Genomic DNA, 18,431 nt, shown 5'->3' on the forward strand with positions numbered 1-18,431 from the left:
TGTTCCCTCATCCGTTTCTATTTACTAAAGGCCAAATTTTTAATGTCACCGTCGTCGACATGATTAATTTTTGCTGCTGTAAGCACGCAGCGCTCATTTGTAAAATAAACCCGCTCTGGCGATCGCCCATGACCAGCGAAGGCAGGATCGCGCCTTCGATATCTTGCTCACCCCAGGTTTGACGCAATAAATATTCCGGCAACCAAACATCGTGATGTGTTTGCACGATCGGCAATTGAACAAAAACGTCGCCTAACGTTTTTGCGGGGAGTTCAGGTAAAACTCTATGCACGACTTCCATGGATTCAGGGGCATCAACAATCATCCTGAATAAAAGCGCATCCAGAAAACACCAGTCATAACCAGGAAGTGGATAAGAGCTTTTTTGTAAACGCCCGAGGATCAGACGGGGAGCTAACCCTGCTTCATCAAACACGGGTCGCGGGCTTTTTGATAATTTTCCCGAAAAGCAAACAGCAGAGCTGTTGGCGTCAATAATCTCGCCACGCGCGCAGTCAGCCCCCGACTTCATCTTCAAACAATAATCACGTTCAATAAGGATTGGACTACGCAACCGAATTGCGCAATGTACACCTTCTTCTTCTGAAGAAAGTGGCGACATTTCGGCAAGGGCTTGTTTGAGATGCCACATCGACCTCATCCCATGTACCGTAATGCCATTCGCGCCAGTCGTTATTGCGGCATCGTTGTCAAAATGTATCGGGTTTTCATCCCCTGAAAAGATGGCCCACTGGCGGGCATCCTCAGCGCTCCATCGCAGCATCAGACTTCTCCACGAGAAATAACCAACGCCGCATTCGCGCCACCGAAGCCAAAACTTAAATTCAACGCATGGTGAATATCTGCCTGTCGGTGTCCCTGAGCGACAAAATCTAAATCGCAGTCGGGATCGGGGTTATAAAGATGATGCGTGGCTGGAATCCTGTGATGATGCATTGCCTGTAGGCAAATAATGGTCTCAAAACTACCTGCTGCGGCGATTAAATGACCAGAATAAGATTTGGTACTGGAAACAGGAATAGAAAACGCCGTGTCACCCAGAGCGATTTTAATGGCTTCGCATTCATTTTTATCATTGAGCGGTGTAGAGGTGCCATGCGCGTTAATATAATCCAGCATGGAAGCCTCAATTCCTGCCTGACGGAGCGCATAGTCAATAGTTTTAACCCGCGCGATTTTATCCTCTGCCGGAGCCGTAAAATCAGTGGCATCCGAGAAATTGCCGTAACCGGTAATTTCTCCCAATATTGTAGCTCCTCTGGCAATCGCAGATTCACGCTCTTCAAGGCAAAGGACCGCGGCACCTTCTGATAATACAAAGCCGTTGCGATCTTTACTAAATGGGCAGCAAGCTTTTGTAATATCATCCTGCTCACGCGTCAGGGCACGTAATACATCAATATTCCAGATTGAGGTATGACTGCGTAATGACTCTCCGCTGCCCGCCAGCATCATATCCGCCCGCCCGGAACGAATAGCCTCGAAAGCATCACCAATAGCTATCGTACCCGTTGCACAAGCAGCGATTGGTGTATTTTGATACCCACGCAGGCCCCAAAATTGACTACAGGCAGCCGTAGCAACATTTGGCATAGAAAAAATACAGCCAAAGGTTGAACCCAAGCCTGTATCACGATATTGGTCATGATTTTGAATCGATTCATCCTGGCCGGCCCAACCGGTGCCAATAATCACCCCGCAGCGACAGGGATCATAACAATCCTTGATAGCCCGATCACCATATGCCTGTTCAATAGCTTCTTTAGCAGCAAACATCGCTAAACGCGCAAAGCGCGGTAACCGTCTGCGGATACCCGGCGGCACAAATCGAATACTGGGCTCGTCTTCTATTTCACCGTAAAACGCCGATTTGATCCCAGCGCATTCCAGCGAGCGGTGTTTGTATCCCAGCCGATAATCCATGATGGCTTGCCAACACTCATCAACGCTTTTCCCCAGGCTGGTGATCGCACCCTGTCCTGTTATGACAACTCTACGATATTGTGTCTTCATGTTCCCTCACTTTTTTGCGGTACCGGCACGCCGGTTTTATTACTATCAAACGTGAGCCACAGCTTCATAATCCCTGAAAGATAGTCGTAGTTCACATTCTGAATATCATTCTCAGCCTGAAGCCAGCTGCTTTCTGCATCCAAAACATCCTTGAGGCTTGAATCGCCTTGTATAAAGCGGATTTTTTCCTGCTGCCACAATGCCTGGCTTAACCGGAGGTTATGGCTGTGCATCTCATATTGCGCTAAAGCATGTTGGCTCTCGGTGAGAGCATCCTCTGTTTCAGAGAGCGCTTTCCAGACCTTCGTGCGAAAATCAGCCTCTGCCGCTTTTACATCCAGATCAGCGTGCTCAATGGTCAGCATGATGGCATCCCATTGCAGAAAAGGGAGCGCCAGGTTTGCCGACACGCTACGAGACGGATGAGCAAACCATTGTGAAAACACCGCGTTTGCCGCTCCGACAGTGCCACTCACGGAGAGGGTGGGATAAAAATTGAGTCTGGCGACATCAGAACCTGCCAGCGCCGCCCGCAGTTGCATCTCTGCGCTGCGCACATCTGGTCGTTCAGATAATGCGCTTACAGGAATTGCTTTTGGTCCGGGCGTGGTGCCGGCATTGGGTAAATAAAGTTTTTCCGGGCGTTGTTTGCGCGGACTGCTGTCAAATAAAATAGCCAACGCATGCCTGTCTTTGTCGCGTTTTGCCACCAGCGCGTCATAAGAAAGCCTCATCTGTAAAATGCTCTGTTCCGCGCGAAAACGATCGCTCGCCGAAACTGCACCTGCCTGATACTGACTTTCCACCAGCTGTTTCAATTGCTCACTGATAACCAGTTGCGACTCATAGTTTTTCAATTGCGCATTACTTAATGCAATCGACCAGTACAGTTCCGCTGTGGTCTTGATTAATGACAGCGCTGTCGCCAAACGATCCGAATCGCTGGCCTGCGCCTGCCAGATGCTTTGATCATGCTGGCGAGCAACCTTACCCCACAAATCAACCTCCCAGCTCAGCGAGGCGTCACTTTGCCAACTTTCCGTGGAAGGTTGTTTGGGCTTGAGCTGTTGACTATTCGTAGCGCCACTTGAGGCGGACAGGCCAGGAAAGCGTGTTTCATCAATTAACCCAGCAGCCAGCCACGCCTGCTGTAGATGGAATCCAGCCACGGCCAGATCATTATTGTTAACCAGCACATCACTAACCAATTGCGTCAATTGTGGATCGTTAAAATGATCCGTGACGCGCGTTGCACGCGCCATTACGCTTCTGCCGCTTATCGTGCTTAACCATTCCCCTTTAGCGTTATTTAATGACGACGATTCAGGTTGGGTGCAGCCAGTCAGTAAAAACACGAGAATCAAGAAACAAAATTTCATTCTCTTGCTATCGCCTCTACAGGATTTAGCTTGGCAGCATTACGGGCGGGGAAAAATCCGAATACCAATCCGGTTAAGGTCGAGATCGCAAATGCGCCCAGAACCGGTGTCACTCCGATCTTCATGACGATAGTGGTGGCAAACATCCCAATCACCAGTGACGTCAATAACGACAGGAGTACTCCCAGTGACCCGCCAAGCAGGCAAATAACCACCGACTCGGTGAGAAACTGGCGCAGAATATCGTGTCGGGTGGCTCCGACAGCCAGACGTATACCAATTTCACGGGTACGCTCAGAAACAGAGACCAACATAACGTTCATTACACCTATACCGCCAACGAACAGAGAGATACAGGCAATCGCGGTGATTAACAGATTAAGAGACTGCGAGGCGTTGCTTACCGCTTTCAACACTTGCTGATTGGTTTTCACTTGAACACTACCGGCACCATGTCGGGCCTTCATCGCCACAGAGATTTGTCTGGCGGCATCCGTTTCATCAACGTTTTCAGCTATGCGAACATCTATCTGGCTTACTGTAGCGGATGGAGAGATACGCTCCATAAATGAGGTAAACGGGACATAAAGTTGTCCTTCTCCCGTGAAAAGACCATTACTCACCAGACCAGTGACACGCCACAGCGAGCCACCGATATTAACGAGCTGCCCTATAACGTCCCCCGATGCCTCGGGGAAGAGTTTCTGGCGGGCGATCTCATCAATAATGACAGTCTGTGCGGCAGACGATTGCTCACGCAGAGAAAAAAGATTTCCACTAAGAATATGTTGGTTATTCAGCGCGAACCACTCCCGGCCAACACCACGAATGCCCATCACTCCTGTTTTTTTCTGACTGGCTACGGCCATATGTTGGTTGACAAAAGCCGAAACCTCTGTCACGAATGGCAAACTTTTGAGATAGCGCAAGTCGTCAGCGCTCAGTACTCCATAAAGCGGATTGCCGCGAACATCAACGCCTGGCTGAATCTCAATTTTATGCGCCCCCAGACGCGCAATATCATTAAGGACTTTTTGCCGGGCCCCCTCACCGATGGCAACCGTATTAACGACTGACATAATGCCGATAATAATGCCAAGCATAGAAAGGAAAGCGCGAACGCGATGCCCCATCAAGGCAAGCCAGGCGGTATAGATAGCGTCACGTAAGCGGAAACGGGCGCACTGCACCTGCGTTAGAAGCGTGGGCAAACAGACATCAGGCATGTCTGCTGTATGCTGGTAAACGATTTTGCCATCTTCCAGATGGATCTGACGCTGGGTCTGGGCGGCAATTTCCGCATCGTGAGTCACTATCACGATAGTATGGCCCTCACGGTGCAGCTCTTTTAGTAAGGCCATCACCTCCTGGCCATTTTGTCGGTCCAGAGCTCCGGTAGGCTCATCCGCCAGAATAATCGGCGCGCCGTTCATCAACGCACGGGCAATCCCTGTACGCTGCTGCTGCCCCCCGGATAACTGGTTAGGCAAATAGCTAAGCTTGTCAGCCATACCCAGACGAGCCATTAGCGTGCGCGCTCGAATCAGCGCCTGCTGATGTATTTGTGTAGTATAACGAGCGGGCATCATCACGTTATCTATGACACTAAGCCAGGGCAACAACTGATAACGTTGAAAAATAAAACCGATATATTTTTGACGACACTCAGCGAGACGATCATGACTAATTTCAGCGGTATCCCTGTCAAATAAAGTCAACTGGCCCGCGTCAGGTTTATCCAGGCAGCCAATAATATTCATCAACGTGGATTTACCTGAACCTGACGGACCAACAATTGCCACCATTTCGCCCTGATGAATGGTTAAATTAATATCTGCCAGTACCGTATTAGCAACATTATTAATAATGTACTCTTTGCGGATGTTTTTAAGACAGATAGCGGCAGGTAAATCATTAATCATCACCGTCTTTCCCTGACCTTTTAACAATTACCAGATCCTTCTCCGAAAGTCCGGACGTTATTTCTGCGTAGCTCTCATTTTGCAGCCCCACCGTTACTGGGGTGTCTATAATCTGGTCGTTGACCTTTTTTCTGACATAATCTTTTCCAGATGATTCGATTGTTGAAAGAGCAGACAGTGGCACCAGCAATACATTTTTCGCCTCCGCGCTGGTGACAAAAACGTTAGCCGTCATTGAGGTTTTAAAGCACCGACACGCATTATCGACTTCAAATGTGCCCGTGTAATAAACTGGATTATTTTTCCCAGACGAGCTTGCAGATGGATCGTCCTCTTTATTTATATCATCGGGAGAACTTTGAATTTTCCCCATTTTTCCCTGCCACTCTTTTTTGGCATCAGCAAGAGTATAAAACGAGAGTGGTTGTCCTGTGTGGATCTTTAAAATATCCACTTCGGGAATATTCACACCCACGCTAACTTTACTCAAATCAGCAAGAATAAGAATGGTGGTTGCTGTTTGAGAAGAAACGATGGTTTGCCCCTCTTCTGTTACAATAGCCAGCACTTCACCATCCATCGGTGCATGAATTTTTGTATAGCTGAGATTGGTTTTAGCGCTTTCAACTTCCATTTGCGCCTGAACCACGCTAGCTTCTTCAATTCGTGTCTGCTGGATCTGCGATTCATACTGGCTTTTTGCCTGTTCAAGCGTTTTCTCAGGCGTTGCGTTATCGCGTTTCATGTTTTGCTGGCGGCTATATTCCGCCTGATACTGCCAAAGCAATACCTTTGCCGCCTCCTGCTGTGCCAGAGCACGAGATAAACTCGCTTCGGCTTTTTTAAGATCGGCTTCCTGAATAGAAGGATCGATCTCCGCTAACAATTCGCCCTGTTTAACATGCTGCCCGTCCTGCACATAGAGCCGCTTTAACTGCCCGGTGACTTGCGCTCCCACTTTCACTTTGCGAAAGGGTTTAACTATGCCGGTTAGCATCACTGTTTCTTTAATATCGCCGCGAATAACCGGCTGCGCCGCAAAATCCTGAACAGGAACCTCGTGGCTGTTCATCACAGTAAGATAGACGCCAAAGCCAACGACAATCAGTACTGCGCTAAGGCAGAGTGCTTTCACCTTACTGCTCATGAGCGTAGCCTTCTCTCGATAAACGCCCATGGGAGAATTGATAAACCGCGTCAAATGCGCCAAGTAAAGCAGGATTATGCGTTACGGTAATAAGCGTTTTATTATACTGCCTGCAGTGTTCAACGATCGCCGTCATCGTTTGCTGCGCCGCAGCCGCATCCAGATTGGCAGTTGGTTCATCAAGGATAACCAGTTCATGGTTACAATAGAGAGCCCGCGCAAGCAGCAATCGCTGGTGTTGCCCAGCCGACAGTCCGCTATTGCCCTCCCGGATCCGTGCATTGAGTCCGCCGGGAAGATGTTCAATCACATCGGCAATACCCAGCGCATCGAGTATATGCCGAATCTGACGATCTTCATTAATGGTGTAATCGCTCCTGAATAGTGTAATGTTGTCCCGCACACTACCTTGCAAAAGAATATGATCGGTGCTGTTCATAAAGGCCATGCTCGCCCATTGACCCGGTGATTGCACCACATCGTCAATAGCGATCTCCCCACTGTCTGCCATCAGCAACCCAGCAGCAATTGACAGAAAGGTGGTCTTACCCTCTCCGGACTCACCAATAATAGCCACGCATTCCCCTTTACGGAGCGTTAATGTAAGCCCATTGATCACATTACACTCTGGAGTCCAGGCAAAACGTAAATTGTCGAAACGAATACTTCGTTGGAAATGCTCAGTTGTATCTGTACTGTCTGACGAAGCCTCTTCGCTAAATAAAAAATCTTGTGCTCGCTTATCAATAACGCCAATTTCATTTTTCTGTAATACGGTAAAAAAAAGTTTTGACATATAGTTACCGTATATCTGCTTGATCAGACCGTATGAAACAAAAGTACCAAAGTGCATCTCGCCAGTTTGTAACAACGGCAGTGATATAGCAATATAGAGAATGGTTTCGCCATTACTGGTCAGTTGGTAAAGATTACTTTTTATTTTATTATATACTGCATAGTTACGTAATGCCTGAACCATTCTTTTATTTTGCTCTGCAAAAGCAATCTGACGATATTCATGCAGCCCGGCAGATTTTATTGTATGAATACCACTCACCGTTTCCATAATAAAATCATTCTGCTCGGCACTCAGCATTTCAATTTTCTGGGTATAGATTCTGTCTTTCCAGGCTGCCCATAAACTGATTAAGCCCATCAGTGTGATGCTGAACAATGACACTAAAGACAGAACAGGGTTAATCCAAAACATCACGCCGAAGGAGAGTAAGGCAATGAGCCAATCGATGCGTAACGTATTATCCAGCGCTATTTTACCTCTTAACGCCCCACACCAATGGCTAAAACGACTGTAAATATCACCCGCATTACGTTTCTGAAAGTAACGTAACGGTTGATGTATCAAGCGCCTGAACCCTGAGGTATTGCTGATATGAGAAAACCGTTTCACAACATTTGCAGAAAAAATGCCGTTTAGCAGATCTATCCCTGCAATCCCGATAAAAGCAATAATATAGAGCCACCATGATACCTCAACCTGCTTCTGACTGTATAAGGCATTCAGTGAGGAACTCATCATGACAGGAATGATAAACACTGCCATTGAGATAACAAAAGTTGTTATCATTAATATATAGATATAGGGTACGTTTGACGTTGCCTTAACGCTTAGCCAGGAAGGGAGCCAGCCTTTATTTCTTTTTGCTTTTGCGCCATCAAAAAGCACGCATTTTTCTTGTTCATCAATAATTAAGGCAAAGCCACTTATTTCTCGTTTTAAGGCATCGAAAGTCAGGAGCTGTTTACCCAAGGAAGGGTTCAGAACGCAAACATTTTTGCCGCTACGCCAGGCTAAAACCACATAATGCCCGGCGCCATAATGCAAAATAGCCGGTAACGGAAGCGTATCTAATTCATCATAATCAAACTGTACGGGTACGCCTGGAAGCCCCATCTCGCTTAGAATTGTGCTCAAACGAGCCAATGTGAATCCATGCAAAGAAGTGGGGTATTTAAGACGCAACTTTTCTAATGGAGCCTCAATACCATAGTAATCCGCGAGCATAGAAATGCAGGCCAGACCACATTCACTGACTTCATTTTGCATGACCATCGCTGGGATTGCATTTTTCACAGCATCTACCTTTTATCAATACCTCAGATATAACGAAAAAGTTACAAAAACGATCATTTAAAAATTCTTAATACCCCTAAACATAGTTTTATGCACCCTGAACAGATAGGTTTTAACAAAATAGGGTATTAATTACACTAATTAAAACACTACTGAAATGCACCAAGATTATATATTCCAGAAAAATATATCTGCAGACAGTAAAATCATAGCATTTATAATTCCAGTAACATATCTCTTTATCAGAACATAATAACTGCACAACATATGCTGTGCAGTTATTATTAAGATTACCAGGCACTGAGTACTAAGGCATTAGTAGCAAAAATTGTTCTCTACGCATACTCATCTGATTGCCGCGTGTATCAGTAAAACATGATTTTCTGTACACACTTTCGTACCATTAGTGCTAATGACAACCGCAAAAATGCCGATTATTACCAAGCATCTCCGCAGTAGTAGTAACCCATATCCTCCTGGCGCGCACTAGTCTGTTCACCGTGTTTATCATAACAAACATAGGTTGCAACACACGCTTTCGTACCATTCGATCTATGCTCAATATGAGCATCTACATACTTACAATCATCACCACCAACAATTCCTGCCGCCTGTTCAATTGTAATTCGTTTCATAAAATATCCTTACTTTAAGTTATAACACACGTTTTGAATTGAACATATTCACTGATCTCAACCAAGAAATATGTTCTTTTAGCCCATAACAAACATGTTATGAATTATCCGATAAACAATGACTGCAAATAATATATGCAGTGATTATTATTCATTAATAAAATAGAGGCAATGTTGATGCCATAATAACCAATCTTGCGAAAACTGAGTGATTGCCTGTTCAATCACTCCAGGCAATTCATTTTTTACATTCTTGTAGCTTATGGCAGGCAACACTCTTATTTTTATTTGTTGGTCATAATAAAGATGAAAAAATATAACATCGGCTTTCGTCACTTTTGAAAGACGTATTAATCCATTGTGTAAATAGGCTGGGCGATCAAACATCCGGCACAGAAACGTGTCCTGAGTCTTATCGATGTTGCGCATTGAGTAATCAGGCACCATATCGGCAAACACGATCAATCCCCGCGTCCCCTCGCTCACATCAAGGCATGCCGTAGCAAGACTCAAACCTATACCGTGTGTATTCTGCTCTACAGAGCAATAGTCCACGTCAATATTTCCCTGTGCCCTTGCTCGCGCATTCCACTGATTGGCGTTGGAAGAAACAACTACCGTTGACTTTCTGGGATTCGCTTTGCTCGCCACTATCACGGCCGCAACATCGGACATCATATGCAAAGGGGCCAGTATTAATGGCGTACCCGCATCAACTACTTCGTTGACAGCTCTACGGAGTTCCTCTGCACAGCAATCAATTTGTTGGAGAATTTGAGTATCCTGCCCCCAGGTTGAATAGAACTCAATAATCTCACGCCTGTTTGCCGTCAAAGTGTAATTTAGCGACGATTGCGGCAATAAGCAGCGCTGATTCGCGTTTGCAACACATGCCCTTAATCGATATCCCTTTGCATAAAATCCTGTTGACCTCTTAATGTATGCCCATGCAAACACATAGCGAACAGGTATTCGTAGAACCATACGGAATTTTATAACGCTGTATTTCCTGTATGCTCTCTGCACCAGAGCGTTGAACTTATTTAATGCATGATTATATAAGGCCCATACTCGCAGGATTAAAATATCCATTATTTTTCAAGCGGTTTATCATTCATCAGTAATGACATGAGCTGTTTACCCATAGCAGGCCATTCTCTGTCTGTAAACGTTACCCACTTCTTGCCAACGATATATTCCGGCGTGCCATTAATACCGTAAACTTCGGTTAGCTGTTTAGAAAGCTGTAGCAGTGCTTTAACCTGCTCTGATTTCTCGGTTTTTTCATACTCGGCAACGTCTACGTCATTAGCAATAAGCCACTGATTACGTATGGTCGGGTCGGCAAGATCTTTTCTCTCTTGCATCACGGCATGAAAAGCTGCTCCACGTAATTTAGGCTCCAGCCCCATGACGGTAAGCGTTGCATAAAGCGGTGCAAAACGCCCCAACCCACCATTGTTACTCACATGCATTCGTATAAGTTTCTTCGACGCCGGGAGCGTTTTCTCAAATTTATCAAGTTCCGGCTCTGACTTTTCACAGTAACCACAGCCATAAGAAAACATCTCAATAATCGTATCAGGGGAAATTTTTGTTATCTTTGCAACCTGTTTATCGTCAATACGACGCACCACATCCTGATTAGAAGACAAAACAACTTTAAATATATACTGGGTTGTAATAATCGATGATAACAATATAATTAACAATGTATATATTATCAAAAATAAATAAAACTTCCTTTTGTTCACAGTCAACATTTCGTACATCCATATAATAAGAGAAATACTACCATTTGGTTGTTTTATATGATTAAAGAAACATTGATCTTACTGAATCCAAAACAACCCAATATGTTTTAGTACTATCGGTACCGATAATATACACACAGATTGATACAAAAACGATTCATTAAACATGAATTTTATTAAATACGAAATTAAGCATGAATTTATTGATAAGAAAAACCTTAATATTTTAGATTAATCTAAAGCATTCGATAATCTATGATAATAAATAAAAATAAATCATAATTAAAATATAATAATTAGAAGCTATTTTCTGTTTAACGAAACCTTTATGACAAAAAATATTTTAACTATTAAAAGGGTAAATGTTTCTGAAGACGCAGTGATTGGTAGAAAGACAGGGAGAAGTGCACTACTACTATTGGATTTTTCGTATTGAAACTACGCTATGATAAACGTCTTATAGAAGTGATTTACTTGCAGGCAAAAAAAAGCCAGCTCTACTAAAGAGCTGGCTTTTTCTTTCCAGTGATACGTTAACGCGTCGTCGAACTCGGTGTCTTCATGTAGCGGAAGAAATCGCTGTCCGGGCTCATGACCATCACGTCCTGGTTACCTTCGAAGCTCTTCTCGTAAGCGCGCAGGCTACGGATGAAAGCGTAGAAGTCAGGATCCTGGCTGAACGCATCGGCAAACAGCTTAGCCGCTTCCGCATCGCCTTCACCACGCATAATGCGGCCCTGACGTTCAGCTTCTGCCAGCGTTTTCGTTACTTCATAATCCGCCGTTGCACGCAGTTTTTCCGCTTCTTCCTGACCTTGTGAACGATGGCGACGAGCTACCGCTTCACGCTCAGCGCGCATACGGTTGTAGATAGCCTCAGACACTTCAGCAGGCAGGTTGATTTGCTTAATACGCACGTCAACCACTTCAATGCCCAATGCCGCCATACTGTTCGGGTTGATGACCGGTACTTTACCGTTCGTTTCAGCCTGAACACGTTCAGCCGCTTCGGCAATCGCGCTATCCGCCGCCGGTGTAGCGACTTCATCTTCCGTGCCAGCAGAACCGGAGTTCAGCGCGTCACGGACTTCCAGAGTCAGGCGACCACGGGAATCGGTAACGATGTCTTTCACGTCGAGACGACCAATTTCAGAACGCAGACGGTCAGAGAACTTACGTTTCAGCAGAACTTCCGCCTGAGAAACGTCGCCACCGCCCGTTGCCAGGTAGTAACGGCTAAAGTCACTGATGCGCCACTTAATGTAAGAGTCAACGATCAGGTCTTTCTTCTCTTTGGTGACAAAGCGATCGGCCTGGTTGTCCATGGTCTGGATACGCGCATCCAGCATCTTCACTGATTCAATAAATGGAATCTTGAAGTGCAGGCCTGGTGCAACGACCAGCGGCTTGTTGTCATCGTCACGCAGAACTTTACCAAAGCGCAGCGTAATACCGCGCTCGCCTTCTTTGACCACAAAGACAGACATGAACAGAACTACCAGAACGATGATGATAATCGCAATAACTGACTTACGCATCGTTATTCCCCCTGACGCTGGTAGTCGTTACGCTGCGCGTTGGCGCGGCGTTGGTCCATAATATCGCCCTGACTGGTGGACGAGGTATTGCTTGCTCCAGTGCTGGAGGTCGTCGCTGGCGGCAGACGCAGCAGGTTTGAACTGCTGTCACTCTTGGCTGCTGGCGCACTACCGCCTTTCAGCATTTGATCCAGCGGCAGAACCATCAGATTGCTGCCCTTATCGTTAACCAGAACTTTGCGAGTATGACTCAGCACTTTTTCCATGGTCTCGATATACAGACGCTCGCGAGTAATTTGCGGTGCGGCTTTATATTCCGGCAGAATTTTAGCGAAGCGAGCCACTTCACCCTGTGCTTCCAGGATGGTTTGCGTTTTGTAAGCACGCGCTTCTTCCAGAATACGCTGCGCCTGACCGTTCGCACGCGGCTGAACTTCGTTGGTATACGCTTCCGCTTCACGGATGTACTGCTGTTCGTTTTCTCGCGCGGCAATCGCATCGTCAAACGCGGCTTTTACCGCTTCCGGCGGACGCGCAGCCTGGAAGTTGACGTCCAGCAGGGTGATACCCATGTTGTACGGACGGATCGTTTCTTCCAGTTCACGCTGGGTATCGCTACGAATAACAGTACGCCCTTCGGTCAGGATTCGGTCCATAGTGTATTTACCGATAACGCCACGCAGTGCGCTGTCGGTTGCCTGACGCAGACTGTCATCCGCGCTGGTTACGCTAAACAGGTAACGCTGCGGATCGGTCACGCGGTATTGCACGTTCATTTCAACGCGCACGACGTTTTCGTCAGATGTCAGCATGACGCCGGATGCGGCAAGTTCACGCACGGCTTCAACGTTGACCGGGGTCACTTCGTCGATAAAGGTCGGTTTCCAGTTCAGACCCGGCTCAACCAAATGGCTGAATTTACCGAAGCGTGTCACCACGCCGCGTTCCGCTTCTTTAATGGTGTAGAAACCGCTGGCCGCCCAGATAATGACGATAGCGGCCGCTGCGATAGTAAAGACCCGACCGCCCAGTTGCGGACGCGGACCTTGCGATGAACTACCGCCGCCAGAACCAGTACCTTTACCACCGCCCAGACCACCGAGCTTTTTGCTCAGTTTGCGGAAGATATCATCCAGATCGGGAGGTCCCTGATCGCGACCACCTTTGTTTCCATTTCCCTCAGGGTTGCCGCCAGGTTTGCTGCTTCCCCACGGGTCGCGGTCTTGTCCGTTATTACCGGGCTGATTCCACGCCATGTTTGTGCTCCATATTTGTTATGCGGTGATATACCCCGTTTTTTGCACTACAGGGGCGTTACCGCCGACCTGCAACCCAAAATTCGATGAGTATTGGGCAAAAAATCCCCAGGCATTTCCTCCCGGTCAGATAATGTAATCTGCCAGGGTCGGTTCTTGTTTACAGAGGCGACGCCAGTCTACGATCGGCATACGAACCTGCAGACCTACGCTGCCGTCCTCCTCCATCCACTCTTTTTCTATTGCCTGAAGTTGGTAAAACCGGCTTCTCAGACGCCCTTCCTGCGGCGGCAAACGCAACGTATGCTGCGCTACCTCACCGGAAAGCCGCTCAGTCAAAGCCTGAAAAAGCTGTGGTATTCCTATTCCCGTTTGCGCTGAAACCCAAACGCGAATGGGTTTATTCTCTTCATCTCTGTCGATACGCGGTTCAAAGTCATCCAGCATATCGATTTTATTCATCACCAGCAGGGTCGGGATCTCATGCGCATCGATCTCCTCAAGCACCGTATCAACGGCCTCGATGTTTTCTTGCACACGAAAATCTGCTGCATCAATAACGTGCAGCAGCAATGTCGCCTGACGTGTTTCCTGCAAGGTGGCTTTAAACGCCGCCACCAGGTCGTGCGGTAAGTGACGGATAAACCCTACGGTATCCGCCAGCACGGTTTCACCGACATCCGCAACGTCGATCCGGCGCAGGGTCGGGTCCAGGGTCGCAAACAGCTGATCCGCTGCGTAGACCCGGGCTTCAGTTATCTGATTGAACAGGGTGGATTTTCCGGCGTTGGTATATCCCACCAGTGATACGGTCGGGACATCCGCTTTCTTACGCGACTGTCGCCCCTGCTCACGTTGCTTTTCAACTTTTTCCAGGCGCGACTGTATCTGCAAAATGCGATTACGCAGCAAACGACGGTCGGTTTCGAGCTGGGTTTCACCCGGACCGCGCAAACCAATCCCGCCCTTTTGTCTTTCAAGGTGGGTCCAGCCACGGACCAGACGCGTAGCCATATGGCGCAGCTGCGCCAGCTCAACCTGCAACTTACCCTCATGGGTTCGCGCACGCTGGGCAAAAATATCCAGAATAAGACCAGTCCTGTCGATAACCAGACACTGGCACAATTGTTCCAGGTTACGTTCCTGGGCAGGGCTTAGAGCATGATCAAAAATCACCACCGCAGCGCCAGTCGCTTTTACGGCTTCGGCAATTTCGATTGCCTTACCTTCACCAACAAAATACTTCGGGTGCGGTGCTTTACGGCTCCCGGTAATCACCTGCATTGCTTCGACACCGGCGGAAGAAACCAGAGATTCAAACTCCTGGAGGTCTTCCATATCTTTGTCTTGCGAAAAATAGATGTGTACCAGTACCGCCTGCTCACCGGCATCATAACGGTCAAACAAGCGTCAACCCCTTAATATGTATCAACGGGGAACGCAGGTTCGCTGGCTCCCCGTATGTAAAACAGCGATCAACCTTATTCGGTTTCTTCGCTGTCCTGTTGCGCAGATGAACCTTGCGCGTTGCTACCGTGATGGTAGTTGCTGCCAGTGCCGCCGGTGGCATTATTGCTGTGATGAGAAACCGGGCGAGACGGGACAACAGTAGAAATCGCGTGCTTATAAACCATCTGGCTGACCGTGTTCTTCAACAGGATCACGAACTGATCAAAAGACTCGATTTGACCTTGCAGCTTAATACCATTCACCAAATAAATAGAAACTGGAACACGTTCCCGACGCAGTGCGTTCAGGAACGGATCTTGTAAAGATTGCCCCTTAGCCATTCTCTCTTTTCCTTATATGCTTATTTGTACTTTGAACCTTTCGATTCTGAAAAATTGCGCACGATACGTTTCAATTGTACACATTCAGTTCGCGATAGCACCAACAACCTGTAATACTTCGTTTCGCGCCTGGTCAGGCTTTTCACTGTCAAGCCAGTGCACCCCTTCCCAACCACGCAACCAGGTTACCTGCCGCTTCGCCAACTGCCTCGTGGCGCAAACACCTCTATAAACCATTTCATCGTATGAAATTTCGCCTTCAATGTATGACCACATCTGGCGATACCCCACACAACGAATGGAAGGCAAATCCGTATGCAAATCTCCACGGGCAAAAAGCGCCCGGACTTCTGCTTCAAAACCTGAAGCTAACATCTGATGAAAACGCTGCTCAATTCGCTGATGGAGCAGTTCACGGCTCGCCGGGGCGATTGCAAACTGATGCACCTCATACGGCAAAGCGTCTCCTGACGTTTGCGTCAGCTCCGTTAAAGTTTTACCCGAAATGAAAAAAACTTCCAGTGCCCGGGAAAGTCTTTGCGGATCATTTGGATGAATACGCGCGGCAGCCACGGGATCGATCTCCTGAAGCTGTCGGTGCAATGCGTCCCACCCGTGCTCTGCCGCCTGCTGCTCAATTCTGGCCCTGACGTCCGGGTCTGCCGACGGTAACGGCGACAGCCCTTCAAGCAAGGCTTTGAAATATAACATTGTGCCGCCCACCAGCAGCGGGATACGCCCCGCGGCGGTGATATCGGCCATCTCGGCTAACGCATCGCGGCGAAAATCAGCGGCGGAGTACGCTTGCGACGGATCGCGGATATCCAGCAATCGGTGCGGCGCGGCCTGTAATTCATCTGCATCAGGCTTGGCTGTACCGATATCCATCCCTTTGTAAATAAGGGCGGAATCAACGCTTATCAACTCTACAGGCAAAACTTTACGCAATTCAATTGCTAATGCCGTTTTACCGGAGGCCGTTGGCCCCATTAAAAAAATCGCCTTTGGCAGGCTCGCCTTACGGGTATCACTCATGTTTCAGGGCATTCATTACCGAATGTAAATCAACAGGTTGTAACAGACCACCCGGCGGTGCCTTCACGAGTTGTGGGCAAAGCCGCTCAACATCCGCTAGCAGCGTAATCGCCTGGGCCATGCTCCACTGCGGATGCTCGCTCATCAGGTTACGTGCAATCCACTGTGCAATATTGCCCGGTTCAAATACGGACTGCTGCGCCAGGTAGCCTATCAGTTCAGGAATCAAGATTTGTAAATTTTGTTGGCGTAAGGGTAAAGGCACTGCCCGGATGGTCACATGCTGCGCATCCAGTTGAAATTCAATGCCCAGATCGGCCAGTTGGCTCTGCCCTTTCTGCAGCGCCGCTTTTTCATCGGCGGTCACTTTTAGACGTAAAGGAATCAGCAACGGCTGGGCGCAAACAGTACCCTCTCCCGGCGTTAACTGCGCCTGACGCAGCCAACGTTCCGCCACCGGTAATGCCAGTAACCGAATATGACCATCACATTCGAGTAAGGCACAGTCCGCACCGACAATCGTTAGCACCCGACCAAAACCTTGACTATTGCCGGTCAGCGGTGCTGATGGCGCTTCAGATTCCGGCGCTTTACGCGTTGGAACTGGCGTCTGCAGCAGTTGCTGATAAATCTCACCCTGCTGCTTTTGATATCCAGGCTGGGCATGAGGCCAGCTGGCGCCCGCCTGACGACCACCACCGCCAGCGGGGGCAGAGTAGCGAGGTGCAGCAGCTTCACGCGCCGGAGCGGGCTCAGCAAAATGGTTACGTCCGGCTGCAATGCGGTTTTCCGGGATGTGCCGGGGGGCGGGCTCGTCGTCATCAGCCAACGGCAGCGGCGTTTCAAGCTGCTGTTGCAGGACGCTCAATACGCCCTGGTAGATAAAATCATGCACCAGACGCGACTGATGGAAACGGACCTCATGTTTGGCGGGATGCACGTTGACATCCACCTGATGCGGATCGATTTCCAGGTATAAAACAAATGCAGGCTGCTGATCGGCGCCCAGCTTATCTTCACAGGCCTGGCGGATAGCGTGGTTGATCAGGCGGTCACGCATCATCCGGCCATTCACGTAGCAGTACTGGATTTCCGCCAGCGCCGTCGTCGTGTGGTGCGGATCGGCTACCCAGCCCCGCAGCGTCAAATCGCCATGCTGCCATTCAATCGCCAGCGCATGTTCCAGAAACGGCATACCGCAAATCGCGCCCAGTCGGCGCTCTTTTTGCCCATCTGCTGCCACTGCACGGTACTGACGCACCACTTTGCCGTTGTGCGACAGATTAATCGTCACATCGAACCGCGCCAGCGCAATGCGGCGGATAATCTCGTCGATATGATTAAATTCGGTTTTCTCGGTGCGCATAAACTTGCGCCGCGCCGGGGTGTTGTAGAACAGATCCAACACCTCCAGCGTGGTGCCCACCGGATGCGCGGCGGGTTTCACTGTGACATCCATGTCGCGCCCTTCGGCATAGGCTTGCCAGGCTTCAGATTGCTCTTGCGTGCGCGACGTCAGGGTTAAACGAGAGACTGAGCTAATGCTGGCTAACGCTTCGCCGCGAAACCCGAGGCTCACGATGGCTTCGAGATCGTCAAGCGAGGCAATTTTACTGGTGGCGTGACGCGCCAGCGCCAGCGCCAGCTCGTCTTTTTTAATCCCGCAGCCGTTGTCACGAATACGGATAAGCTTCGCGCCACCACGCTCAATATCAATATCAATGCGCGTCGCACCGGCATCGATACTGTTTTCCACCAGCTCTTTCACCACTGACGCAGGCCGTTCTACCACCTCGCCCGCGGCAATCTGGTTCGCCAACTGTGGCGGTAGAACCTGAATCGGCATGGC

Annotated in this window: 15 protein-coding genes; all 15 read right to left on the reverse strand. The window is 48.4% G+C overall.

The window, feature by feature from the left end:
* Positions 1 to 7 precede the first annotated feature (7 nt).
* Complete coding sequence (locus FHD02_RS12430; protein ID WP_137361588.1) at positions 8 to 784, reverse strand: MaoC/PaaZ C-terminal domain-containing protein; 777 nt, start codon at positions 782 to 784, stop codon at positions 8 to 10.
* Positions 784 to 2,034 carry a beta-ketoacyl synthase gene (locus FHD02_RS12435; RefSeq protein ID WP_220393913.1) on the reverse strand — a complete coding sequence of 417 codons (1,251 nt, stop codon included), beginning with the start codon at positions 2,032 to 2,034 and terminating at the stop codon, positions 784 to 786. The genes FHD02_RS12430 and FHD02_RS12435 overlap by 1 nt, the downstream gene beginning before the upstream one ends.
* Complete coding sequence (locus tag FHD02_RS12440; RefSeq protein ID WP_249935552.1) at positions 2,031 to 3,296, reverse strand: TolC family protein; 1,266 nt, start codon at positions 3,294 to 3,296, stop codon at positions 2,031 to 2,033. Before FHD02_RS12440 ends, FHD02_RS12435 begins: the two co-directional genes overlap by 4 nt.
* 113 nt (positions 3,297 to 3,409) lie before the next feature.
* On the reverse strand, positions 3,410 to 5,335 hold the full coding sequence (locus tag FHD02_RS12445) for an ATP-binding cassette domain-containing protein (protein WP_220393919.1): 1,926 nt from the start codon (positions 5,333 to 5,335) through the stop codon (positions 3,410 to 3,412).
* On the reverse strand, positions 5,328 to 6,482 hold the full coding sequence (locus tag FHD02_RS12450) for an efflux RND transporter periplasmic adaptor subunit (RefSeq protein WP_137361591.1): 1,155 nt from the start codon (positions 6,480 to 6,482) through the stop codon (positions 5,328 to 5,330). The genes FHD02_RS12445 and FHD02_RS12450 overlap by 8 nt, the downstream gene beginning before the upstream one ends.
* Positions 6,472 to 8,574 (reverse strand): peptidase domain-containing ABC transporter, encoded by a 2,103-nt coding sequence (locus FHD02_RS12455; protein ID WP_137361592.1) that lies wholly within the window; start codon positions 8,572 to 8,574, stop codon positions 6,472 to 6,474. The genes FHD02_RS12450 and FHD02_RS12455 overlap by 11 nt, the downstream gene beginning before the upstream one ends.
* A gap of 437 nt (positions 8,575 to 9,011) precedes the next feature.
* Positions 9,012 to 9,209, reverse strand: coding sequence for a DUF4762 family protein (locus FHD02_RS12460; protein ID WP_137361593.1), 198 nt, complete (start codon positions 9,207 to 9,209; stop codon positions 9,012 to 9,014).
* A gap of 147 nt (positions 9,210 to 9,356) precedes the next feature.
* Entirely contained in the window at positions 9,357 to 10,301 is a 945-nt protein-coding gene (locus FHD02_RS12465; RefSeq protein WP_137361594.1) for a hypothetical protein, read from the reverse strand.
* Positions 10,301 to 10,972, reverse strand: coding sequence for a DsbA family protein (locus FHD02_RS12470; protein WP_137361595.1), 672 nt, complete (start codon positions 10,970 to 10,972; stop codon positions 10,301 to 10,303). Before FHD02_RS12470 ends, FHD02_RS12465 begins: the two co-directional genes overlap by 1 nt.
* Positions 10,973 to 11,496: 524 nt before the next feature.
* Entirely contained in the window at positions 11,497 to 12,501 is a 1,005-nt protein-coding gene (gene hflC / locus FHD02_RS12475) for a protease modulator HflC (RefSeq protein ID WP_137361596.1), read from the reverse strand.
* Positions 12,502 to 12,503: 2 nt separating this feature from the next.
* Positions 12,504 to 13,757 (reverse strand): FtsH protease activity modulator HflK, encoded by a 1,254-nt coding sequence (hflK, locus tag FHD02_RS12480; RefSeq protein WP_137371460.1) that lies wholly within the window; start codon positions 13,755 to 13,757, stop codon positions 12,504 to 12,506.
* Positions 13,758 to 13,883: 126 nt separating this feature from the next.
* Positions 13,884 to 15,164: a ribosome rescue GTPase HflX gene (gene hflX, locus FHD02_RS12485; protein WP_042312807.1), complete on the reverse strand. Its 1,281-nt coding sequence runs from the start codon at positions 15,162 to 15,164 to the stop codon at positions 13,884 to 13,886.
* 74 nt (positions 15,165 to 15,238) lie between these two features.
* Positions 15,239 to 15,547 (reverse strand): RNA chaperone Hfq, encoded by a 309-nt coding sequence (hfq, locus tag FHD02_RS12490; protein WP_003025584.1) that lies wholly within the window; start codon positions 15,545 to 15,547, stop codon positions 15,239 to 15,241.
* Between the two features lie 84 nt (positions 15,548 to 15,631).
* Positions 15,632 to 16,582, reverse strand: coding sequence for a tRNA (adenosine(37)-N6)-dimethylallyltransferase MiaA (gene miaA / locus FHD02_RS12495; RefSeq protein ID WP_038636521.1), 951 nt, complete (start codon positions 16,580 to 16,582; stop codon positions 15,632 to 15,634).
* The gene (gene mutL, locus FHD02_RS12500) at positions 16,575 to 18,428 is read right to left on the reverse strand and encodes a DNA mismatch repair endonuclease MutL (protein WP_042312809.1); all 1,854 of its coding nucleotides are present in this window, start codon (positions 18,426 to 18,428) and stop codon (positions 16,575 to 16,577) included. The genes miaA and mutL overlap by 8 nt, the downstream gene beginning before the upstream one ends.
* Positions 18,429 to 18,431 lie beyond the last annotated feature (3 nt).

The sequence above is a fragment of the Citrobacter sp. EC_71 genome (assembly GCF_019584005.1).
Classification (GTDB): Bacteria; Pseudomonadota; Gammaproteobacteria; order Enterobacterales; family Enterobacteriaceae; genus Citrobacter; species Citrobacter werkmanii.